Source organism: Mesorhizobium sp. M7A.F.Ca.AU.002.02.1.1, from assembly GCF_003998535.1.
GTDB classification, from domain to species: Bacteria; Pseudomonadota; Alphaproteobacteria; order Rhizobiales; family Rhizobiaceae; genus Mesorhizobium; species Mesorhizobium ciceri.
Genome location: NZ_RZPB01000160.1, coordinates 1 through 9,795 on the forward strand (window position 1 = coordinate 1; position 9,795 = coordinate 9,795).

General features: G+C 63.7%; 11 protein-coding genes. 7 read left to right on the plus strand and 4 right to left on the minus strand.

Features of this window, described 5'->3' with window-relative positions:
- The coding region (locus tag EN879_RS12645) for a tetratricopeptide repeat protein (RefSeq protein ID WP_127274074.1) at nt 1-358 on the minus strand (358 nt) is incomplete at its 3' end.
- A gap of 143 nt (nt 359-501) precedes the next feature.
- Between EN879_RS12645 and EN879_RS12650 the strand changes: the two genes are divergently transcribed.
- The 4 genes from EN879_RS12650 to EN879_RS12665 all read left to right on the plus strand — a co-directional run bounded on the left by EN879_RS12650 (nt 502) and on the right by EN879_RS12665 (nt 3,898).
- A complete protein-coding gene (locus EN879_RS12650; RefSeq protein WP_013530064.1) occupies nt 502-927 on the plus strand; it encodes a DUF3775 domain-containing protein in 426 nt (141 codons plus the stop codon).
- A gap of 132 nt (nt 928-1,059) precedes the next feature.
- On the plus strand, nt 1,060-2,193 hold the full coding sequence (locus EN879_RS12655) for an extensin family protein (RefSeq protein ID WP_164774391.1): 1,134 nt from the start codon (nt 1,060-1,062) through the stop codon (nt 2,191-2,193).
- A 116-nt stretch (nt 2,194-2,309) separates the two neighbouring features.
- Nucleotides 2,310-3,116: an extensin family protein gene (locus tag EN879_RS12660; RefSeq protein WP_027162117.1), complete on the plus strand. Its 807-nt coding sequence runs from the start codon at nt 2,310-2,312 to the stop codon at nt 3,114-3,116.
- A 74-nt stretch (nt 3,117-3,190) separates the two neighbouring features.
- A complete protein-coding gene (locus EN879_RS12665) occupies nt 3,191-3,898 on the plus strand; it encodes an LssY C-terminal domain-containing protein (protein WP_063168816.1) in 708 nt (235 codons plus the stop codon).
- Between the two features lie 11 nt (nt 3,899-3,909).
- Here the strand turns inward: EN879_RS12665 and EN879_RS12670 are convergent, their stop codons facing one another.
- The gene (locus EN879_RS12670; RefSeq protein WP_013530060.1) at nt 3,910-4,932 is read right to left on the minus strand and encodes an NAD(P)-dependent alcohol dehydrogenase; all 1,023 of its coding nucleotides are present in this window, start codon (nt 4,930-4,932) and stop codon (nt 3,910-3,912) included.
- 127 nt (nt 4,933-5,059) lie between these two features.
- Here EN879_RS12670 and EN879_RS12675 point away from each other — a divergent pair, with 127 nt between their 5' ends.
- Nucleotides 5,060-5,974, plus strand: a complete 915-nt coding sequence (locus EN879_RS12675; protein WP_063168817.1) for a LysR family transcriptional regulator — start codon at nt 5,060-5,062, stop codon at nt 5,972-5,974.
- 75 nt (nt 5,975-6,049) lie between these two features.
- Nucleotides 6,050-7,360, plus strand: coding sequence for a hemolysin family protein (locus EN879_RS12680; protein ID WP_024504164.1), 1,311 nt, complete (start codon nt 6,050-6,052; stop codon nt 7,358-7,360).
- A gap of 28 nt (nt 7,361-7,388) precedes the next feature.
- Here the strand turns inward: EN879_RS12680 and EN879_RS12685 are convergent, their stop codons facing one another.
- The gene (locus EN879_RS12685; RefSeq protein WP_013530057.1) at nt 7,389-7,631 is read right to left on the minus strand and encodes a hypothetical protein; all 243 of its coding nucleotides are present in this window, start codon (nt 7,629-7,631) and stop codon (nt 7,389-7,391) included.
- Between the two features lie 139 nt (nt 7,632-7,770).
- On the opposite strand from EN879_RS12685, the gene EN879_RS12690 reads away from it, so the two are divergent.
- Nucleotides 7,771-9,279, plus strand: a complete 1,509-nt coding sequence (locus EN879_RS12690; RefSeq protein ID WP_063168818.1) for a winged helix-turn-helix domain-containing tetratricopeptide repeat protein — start codon at nt 7,771-7,773, stop codon at nt 9,277-9,279.
- 54 nt (nt 9,280-9,333) lie between these two features.
- Here EN879_RS12690 and EN879_RS12695 read toward each other — a convergent pair.
- On the minus strand, nt 9,334-9,795 hold a 462-nt coding region (locus EN879_RS12695), incomplete at its 5' end, for a CGNR zinc finger domain-containing protein (protein WP_164774390.1).

A 9,795-nucleotide genomic window follows, 5' to 3' on the forward strand; every position in this document is an offset into this window, starting at 1 on the left:
CCTCGTAATAGCCGAGGCCGACGGTGACGCGGCCGGAATGGCGGTGCGAATAGCCGAGATAGTTGAGGATGCGCGGATCCTGCTTGTTGGCGGCGAGGCTGAGCACGGCAATCGCCTCGTCATAGCGCCCGGCCATCGCCAGCGCGTGGCCTGCATCATAGATGCTGTCGTCGTCGAGCATGCCTTCCTGGGGCGCGACGCACTTTTTCTTCTTCTTGTCCCAGACCTGGCCCTTCTTGCACTGGGTGACGGTTTCGTCACCGCCGCTGCCCCCGCTGCCCGCGGCGAACACCGGAACGGCAAGGAACTGTAGAACGAGCAATGCGCTCGCCGCCTGGATCAGCACTCTTTTATGCATCGAAACCTCCTGGAGGGGTGAGAATGCAATACTAACGCCGGTCGGCTTGCGTTTCATCCCGGAAAATTGCGGGCGGGAGAACATCAGGTGACGGATGCCGCGAATCCGCTATCATCCGGCAAACGACCTGAGGGAGACGGCCCTTGCAGCGGCGGCTTGAAAAGGACTGGGAGCTTTCGATCGGCCCCGACACGGTGCGCCTGTTCATCCTCAAGGCCAAGGCACTGAGTGCGGCCGTCAATGAAGACTATGCCGATGGCGCCGAGCACGAGGTCGAACTCGACGGCGAGTCCCATGTCAACCATCACCATGACGGCCTTGCCGAGGAAAGCTCCGAGAACCTGACCGAAGAAGAGCTGCGCGAGCTGATCAACGACCTCAATGTCGATGAAGCAGCCGAGCTGATCGCGTTGGCCTGGGTCGGTCGCGGCGACTACGACGCCACCGAATGGGCGGACGCGCTGGCCGCCGCGCGCGAACGCGCCAACAAGCGCACCGCGAAATACCTGCTTGGCATGCCGCTGCTCGCCGACTGGCTGGAGGAAGGGCTGGAAGCGATCGGTGCGTAACGGAGCGGTTACCGTTCGTGATGCGGCCAAGGCAACCACCTTGCGTCGGCGCCGTTGAGGGCGATGGGGTCGATCGTCTTTTCCCGAATATGCAGGATTGCGTTGACCGTGGCCGTCACGGCCTTGCTGGTGATGCCGGTCGAGGCGAGACATCCCCATCGGCATCATAAGCCCCCGACGCCGCGGGTCGAGCAGCCGCTGACACCACGAGCCGACCAGCCCCTGAAACCAAGGGGCGGAAAGCGTTTGAAACCACGGCGCCACCGGCAGGTCACGCCAAAGCAGACACAGCAGAAAACGCAGACATCGCTGCCCTCGCCTGCCGATGTTCCCGTGCCCGAACCCGGCACTCCGATAACCCAACCCGGCATTCCGGTGCCCGAACCACGCCCGGCGGACGCACCAAAGGCTGAAGCTGCAAAGACCGAGGAGCAAAAGCGCGTAGGGCCGAAGGCCGCGGAAGCGCCCGACCGTTTCAAGGAAGAAAAATCCCACCAGGAAAAGCAGGCACGTCCCGAGCCATTGGCTCCGGAGCCATCAACCGGGGAAAACGAGCCGGAGCCGCCGGACGTCGCGCCAACGCCGACACAAAAGCCTGACATTGCAGAACCCGAGGCCCAGCCGCCAACCGTCGCCCCGCAGCCACCGCAAAAGCCGGCCGACGCGGACGAGAAGAAGATGCTGCCCGATCCGCGCTCGGCCGACGTGCCCGATGAAAAAATGCCGGTCGAGGAAGTCGCATGCCGCGAACGGCTAAAGACGCTCGGCGTCGAATTCGAAGAGTACAAGGCGGAAAGCCAGCCCGAAATCGGCTGTTCGATTCCCTACCCCATCGTGCTGAAGACCCTTGGAAAGTCGATCGCGATTGCCCCGGGCACCGAGCTCAACTGCAAGATGGCCGAGGCGACGGCGCGTTTTGCCGCCGATGTCATCCAGCCGGCGGCAAAGGCCGAATTCGGTGCGGACCTGAAATCGATCGGCCAGGCATCGGCTTTTGTCTGCCGGCCACGCAACGGCACACGAAAACTGTCGGAACACGCGTTCGGCAACGCGCTCGACATCGCCAGCTTCACGCTGTCGGACGGCAAGAAGATCGAGGTCGGCCCGGCGCCGCCGGAGAAAGACGCCAAATTCCTCAACAATGTTCGCAAGGCCGCCTGCGGACCCTTCAAGACGGTGCTCGGCCCAGGCGCCGACGCCGATCATTCCCTGCATTTCCATCTCGATCTCGAACCGCGCCGTCATGGCGGAACGTTCTGCCAGTGATCAGGGCTGATCCAGGCCGCGTGCCGCAATTCGGCCGCAGGCATGAACGCGGACGCTGAGTTTTCCTTTACCCTTGATCGTTAAAATGCCGGATATCCATCAACGGGATTCCGCCAATGGCCGGCAAATTTCGGGCCGTGTTTTTCGCCACCGCGCGCCAGTCAAAATATGCAGCAATGCTGACCGCCGGTCTGGCGCTGGCGGCGCTTTCCGCCTGCAACACCGGCAGTGTGCTGTCGCTGCAGCCGGCCGTCGACGTCGGCGCGCAGACGGCTGCCGTGCCGCAATATGCCGGCATGCAGAAGCTTGTCCCTTCCAATCCGTACATGACGCAGGCCGCTTATCCGCGCATGGACGAGCCGATGTCGCCCGTCGAGCAGATGCCGGCCAGCGAAACCGACTGCCGTCAGCAATTGAAGCGCCTCGATGTCGCCTACACCGACCTGGCGCCGATCCATGAAGGCCAGTGCGGCATCGATTATCCGGTCAAGGTCTCGGCCATCGGCAACATCCAGATGAAACCCGCCGCAACCCTGACCTGCGACATGGCAGCTACCTTTGCCGGCTGGACGAAGAACGAACTCGTTCCCTCCGCCCGCTGGCGTTATTTCTCCGGCGTCAGGACCATACACCAGGGCTCCAGCTATTCCTGCCGCCGGATTGCCGGCGAAGGCGTCCTGTCCGAACACGGCAAGGGCAATGCGCTCGACGTCATGAGCATCGAGCTCAACAATGGCGACGACATCGATGTGCGCAAGCCCGGCCTGTTCGCCTTCCGCACCCGTGGCTTCCTCAACAATGTGCGCGCCGACGGCTGCCAGTACTTCACCACCGTGCTCGGCCCCGGCTACAATTACGACCACCGCAACCATTTTCATTTCGACATCAAGAACCGCAAGAACGGTTATCGCGCCTGCCGTTAGATCGGTGCCGGGTATCCTTTGCCTGAATGCCATGACAACGCCTAATGTGATGCCGGAACATTTGAGCGGCATTCATGGGTCAACGAAGCGTTCGGCGACGCATTATGATCTGGGCGGCGACCTTGTTGGCCGCGTATCTGGCGCTCGCCTATTTCGCCGCACCGGAATTCTGGACGTTCCGCGATCGAGGTTTTCGCACGCATCGCTTCGAGATGCTGACGCACACGCCGCAAGGCATTCCGGGCGACCCGATCAATGTCGGCCTTGTCGGCACGCAGAAGGAGGTGGTCCACGCCTTTGCCGTTGCCGGCTGGGACACCGCCGACGCCGTCACCCTGAAGACCGCGATCGAGATCGGTGAAAGCGTGCTGTTCGACCACCCCTATCCCGATGCGCCGGTCAGCAGGCTGCTGTTCGATGGCCGTGCCCAGGATCTCGCCTTCGAAAAGCCGGAGGGCATCAGCGCCGACCGACGGCATCATGTCCGCTTCTGGCAGACCGATGCAAGCGGCGACGATGGCCGGCCGCTGTGGCTGGGCTCGGCCAGCTTCGATCGCGGCGTCGGCTTCAGCCACGACACCGGCGCCGTCACCCACCATATCGGCCCCGACATCGACGCCGAGCGCGATTTCCTGATGCGCGACCTGGCCACTGCCGGCATGCTGCTCTCGACCAGCGACATATCGGGCGTCGGCGCCACCAAGGCGGGACGCAATGGCGGCGGCGATCCCTATTTCACGGACGGCGAGGCAATTGTCGGCGTGTTGAAGCAGTTGCCATGACATCGCAAAAGTCAGGTCGTGGTGATCACGATCTTGCCGAACGGCCCTTTCTCCAGATGTTGCAAGGCCTGCGGCACCTCATCGAAGCCAAAAACCTTGTCGATGACCGGCTTGATCGCCAGCGCCTCGATCGCCTGATTCATGCGCTCGAAAGCACGGCGATGGCCGATCGACAGGCCCTGCACGGTGATGCGGTTGCGCATGAAGGGCAGGATGGGAAAGCTGAGCTCCATCGCGCCCAGCAGGCCGATGATCGACAGCCGGCCGTCGGCGGCCAGCGCGTTCAGCGATCGCCGTGCATTGTCGCCGCCGACCATTTCCAGCACGTGGTTCACGCCCAGCCCGTTCGTCAGCTCACGCGCGGCATCGTCCCAGGCCGGTTGCGTGCGGTAGTTGATCCCTTGCCAGGCGCCAAGCTTTCTCGCCCGCTCAAGCTTTTCATCACTGCTTGAGGTGACGATGGCGCGCAGGCCGAACGCAGTGGCGAACTGCAGCGCAAACAGCGACACGCCGCCGGTGCCCTGGATCAGAATGGTCTGACCCGGCACCGGTTTGGTCGCCTCGGCCATGGCGAACCAGGCCGTCAGCGCCGCGATCGGCAATGTCGCGGCCTCGATGTCGCCGAGCGACAGCGGCGCCAGCACCGCGGCGTCCTCGCCGAAGATGACATGATCGGAAAGCATACCCGACAGCGACGACCCCAGCGTGTGCTTATGCAGCACCGGCGGTGCGTCGCCATCCGGCCAATCGGCGATCACCTGGCCAAGCACGCGCTGGCCGACCTGAAAGCGGCTGACGGCACTGCCGACGGACACCACTTCGCCCACCGCGTCGGATGTCGGCACGAAGGGAAAGGCAAGGTCGGGGATCAGCACGCCGTCCACGATCATCTTGTCCTTGTAGTTGAGCGATACGGCCTTGGTCCGGACCAGCAAATCGTGCGGCCCTGGCTCGGGCACCTTGCCTTCCACCTGGCTTAGCCTCGACAGGCCAAAACCGCTCATCTGCCAGGATCTGTTGATTGGGGTGCTCATGTCGTCTCGCGCTCCGTGCATTGATGCCAGGCGAGACATTTATGCCTTTCGATTATAGAAAATAGTGCTTCCGTGCGGTATAATTTGACACTGATTGCGGACTAAAAGTCGACAATAGGAAATCGCCATGGAAACGGCCGACCTGCAAGGCACCGTCGCGTTTGTGCAGGCGGTGGAGGCCGGCAGCTTCACTAGCGCCGGCGAGCGGCTGCATGTGACGAAGTCGGCGATCGGCAAATCGATCGCGCAGCTGGAGCAGAGGCTCGGCGTTCGCTTGTTGAACCGCACCACCCGCAGTCTCAGTCCGACCAGCGAAGGCATCAGCTACTATGAAGCCTGCGTCCGGGCCCTGGCCGAGATCGAAGCCGCACAGTCGCTGCTCGCCTCGCGTCGGCAGGTCCCGTCTGGCCGGCTTCGGGTCGACGTGCCGCTGGCCTTCGGCCGACGCTGCGTCGCTCCCGTGCTGTTCGAGATTTCGAGGAAATTTCCGGACCTGACGGTGGAAGTCTCCTTCAATGACCGCCGCGTCGACCTGATCGAGGAGGGTATCGACCTGGCGATCCGCATGGGCGAACTCGACGACAGCCTGTCGCTTGCGGCCAGGCGCCTCTATGCTCAGCGCTCGGCCATATGCGCGGCTCCCGACTATCTCGACAGGCATGGCCGGCCGCAATCGGTCGAGGATCTCGCCGATCACAGCGTCATTGGCTACGGTCGCGAGGGCATCGTCCGCCCCTGGGTGATCAGACATTCCGACGGCCATCTCGCAACCTTCGTGCCCAAGGCGCGGCTCGTTCTCGGCCATGGCGAACCGATGCTGGATGCGGCGCTCGCCGGCTGCGGCATCGCCTTCCTGCCGACATGGCTGGCCGCCGACAGCCTCAAAAGCGGCGATCTCGAAATGGTGCTGTCGGAATGCCTGGTCGAGAACATCGTCGTGCATGCCGTCTGGCCGGTGACGCGCGCGCTCACGCCAAAGGTGCGGGTTGTCGTCGACGCCCTCGTCGAACATTTTTCGGCGCCGCCCTGGGATGCCGCGTGAGCGAAATACCGGTCATTTCTCAAAAATCACGCCGGACTATTTTCGAAGACCGCGCCACAATGCTATTGACCGCTCATGTTATACGTCGAAATCGCTATCGTGGTCGTCCTCATCTGCGTGAACGGCCTTTTGTCGATGTCCGAGCTCGCCATCGTCTCGTCGCGCCCGGCCAGGCTGAAAGCGATGATCGACCGCGGCACCAATGGCGCCGGCCGCGCCCTTGATCTTGGCTCAAATCCCGGCAAGTTCCTGTCCTCGGTGCAGATCGGCATCACCTTGGTCGGCGTCCTCTCCGGCGCCTTTTCCGGCGCCACGCTCGGCGAACGGCTGGCGCAGTTCCTGGCTTCGACCGGCATCCGCGAGACTGTCGCCGACCCGCTAGGCGTCGGCATCGTCGTTGCTATCATCACCTATTTCTCGCTGATCGTCGGCGAGCTGGTGCCCAAGCAGATCGCGTTGCGTGATCCCGAGCGGGTCGCCGCCAGGGTCGCTCCGGCGATGACCATCCTCGCCACGGTGTCGGCGCCGCTGGTCTTCCTGCTCGACTTCTCCGGCCGCACCATATTGTGGCTGCTCGGTCAGCGCGGCGAAAGCGAGGAAAAGGTCACCGACGAGGAGATCAAGATGCTGGTCGCCGAGGCCGAGCATCACGGCACCATCGAATCCGACGAGCGGCGCATGATCGCCGGCGTCATGCGGCTTGGCGACCGCGCCGTGCGCGCGGTGATGACGCCGCGCACCGAAGTCGACTGGATCAATCTGCAATCCGACGAGGCGGCCATCCGCAAGCTGCTCATGGAAACCCAGCATTCGCGCCTGCCGGCAGGCGACGGCGGCGTCGACGTCATGGTCGGCGTCGTCCAGACGCGTGATGTGCTGGCCGCACTGCTTGCCGGCCGCGTGCTCGATCCGCGCAGGCATGTGCGCGCAGCCCCCATCGTCTACGACCAGGCCGACGCGCTCGATGTGCTGCAGAAGCTAAAGGAATCCGACGTGCCGATGGCGCTGGTGCATGACGAATACGGCCATTTCGAAGGCATCGTCACCCCGGCCGACATTCTGGAAGCCATCACCGGCGTGTTCCGCGCCGACACCGACGCCGGCGACGAGGAAAACGCGGTCAAGCGCGAGGACGGCTCGTGGCTGCTCGCCGGCTACATGCAGGCCGACGAGATGGCCGACATTCTCGGCATCGACCTGCCGGAAAACCGCGATTACGAAACCGTCGCCGGCTATGTGCTGTCGCATATGCACCATCTGCCGGCGACTGGCGAATGCGTCGACGCGCAGGGCTGGCGCTTCGAGGTGGTCGATCTCGACGGCCGCCGCATCGACAAGCTGATCGCCACCCGCCTGGCCGGCGCCCCTCGCGAGGCGGTGCGCTGACGGTCGACGCGATTTGCGGCATTTCGCTCTATCGTTCCCAGAAGGACTTGGCGATCTCTCCCTCGACCTGCTGTATCGTCAGGCCGATATCGTCGATCAGATGCGGATTGTCCTTCGACATTTGCCTGAGCTGCCAGCGAAAGCGTATCCGCTCGCGCCAGGTCCGATCGTGCCAGCTCGCGATGATGCTTCGCAGGGTCTTTAGGAGCCGGCGCGATGCCGGCCGCACGGGCGTTCCCGGCCGCGCTGCACAAGTGAGGGTATTGGTCATGGCAACCTCCATATGGTTTGAGGGCCTAGGGCTCTCGATGAGGTTGAATTCTGCGCGATACGGACGGCGCCGTAATTAAGCCCTCCCAAATAGTTCCCAAAACTTCCAAACGAGCTAGAGCGGCCCTATAGATGCGCCTATGCAGGGATCGCGTTTTGCCTTTGGTCCGTTCGTGCTTGATCCGCATGCGGGAACGCTGCTTCGGAACGATGTCCCCGTTGCCGTCGGCTATCGCGGGCTGAGCCTGCTTGCGGCACTCGTCGGGCGGCCCGGCGAAATCCTCGGAAAAGCCGAACTGATGGACGCCGCGTGGCCGGGCACGGCCGTCGAGGAAGGCAATCTCACCGTCCAGATCGCGCAGCTGCGCAAGCTGCTTGGCCCCGTCGGCGACAACGGCGAATGGATATCCACCGTTCCGCGCGTCGGCTACCGTTTCACTGGGGCCGTCGAACAGCTGGGCGAGGCCAGGCGAAAACCCTTGCCGCTGCCCGACAAACCGTCGATAGCCGTGCTGCCCTTCGTCAATTTCAGCAACGATCCCGAGCAGGATCCCTTCGTGGATGGGTTGACGGAAGACCTGATCACCGACCTGTCCAGAATCTCCGGCCTGTTCGTCATCGCCCGCAACTCGACCTTTGCCTACAAGGGAAAAGCGATGGACGTGCGCGAGATCGCCGGGGATCTTGGCGTGCGCTACCTGTTGGAAGGCAGTGCAAGACGCGCCGCGGGGCGCGTGCGCATCAACGCACAGCTGGTCGACGCGATGAGTGGCGATCATCTGTGGGCGGAACGCTTCGATCGCGGCCTGGAGGATATCTTTGCCGTTCAAGACGAGGTGACGGCCAAGATCGTGGAAGCGCTGCTTGGCCGGCTGCGCGCGCCGCCGCCGCGCAATCGGCCGCGAAATCTGGAGGCCTACGACCTCTGCGTGCGGGCGCGAAAGCTGATCGACGACTCGCCGCAGATGGCGCAGGAAGCGCATCTGATGCTGACGCGCGCGGTGTCGCTCGATCCTGATTATGCCGAGCCCTATCGTTGGCTTGCCATGAACCACTGGATGGGACAGGTGCATTGGGGCGGACCAACCGAGGCTGCCCGCAGCGTTGCCCTGGAGCTGGCGCGCAAGGCGGTGGCGATCGATCCCAACGATGCCGGCTGTCGCTGGATCCTGGCTTATCTGCTTGCCTATGAGCGCAGCTTCACTGAAGCGGATGCGGAATTCGCCAAAGCGATCGAGCTCGACCCGAACGAGGCCGACACCTGGGCGGCATTGTCCGACATCGCGGTCCTGGCCGGACGGGTCGAAGAGGGCCTCGAGCACATCGGCAAGGCGTTCCGGCTGAACCCGTTTCCGGCGAGCTGGTACTATCTGACGCTCGGCCAGGCGCAATATGCGGCGCGCGACTACCAAGCCGCTATCGAGACGTTGCGCCGTGACGAGACCTATCGCACAAGCTCACGCCGTTTCCTGGCGGCAAGCATGGCCCAACTCGGCCGGCTCGACGAGGCGCGCGCAGAGGCTGAACTGTTCCTCGTCGGCAACCCGCATTTCACAACCCATCACTGGGCGACGACCGAGCCATTCCGCGACGCCGCTACGCTCGAGCATTTCGTCGATGGTTTTCGCAAGGCCGGTCTTCCGGAGTGACGCGCCGGCATCCGGCCCGCCCGCAGCAAAGGCGACGTGGTGCGCTAACCCAGTCTAGACGTCGGTATGATCTCGGTGGCGCGACACCTTCTCGCGGTTGCCGCAGGTGCGCATGCTGCACCAGCGCCGCTTGCCGCCTCGCGACGTATCGAGGAAAAGCCAGCCACAGCGAGGGCAGGAATGCAGCCTGTCGCGCGGCAGGGTGAAGAACGCTTCGATGGACAGCATGGCCAGCAACGCGGTGACGGCGTCCGGATCGCGCCACCGGCCAAGGGCAAGCTCCGGCCTGGTGCCATCCAGCTCGATAGACCCGGCGGCAAGCGAGCTTGCCGTGCGCGAGAACAACACGCCGAGCGGTTCGACCGCAGACGGTTTGCCCGCGGCGATTGGATCGAAAACCTGAAATGACGCCTCCCGCATTTCGCGGACCCCTTCCACGAACCGCCCATCCGCTATCTCGGCAACGGCCTGCGCCTGACGATCGTCGGCAAGCCCTGAGGCGCTGAACCAGTTCGC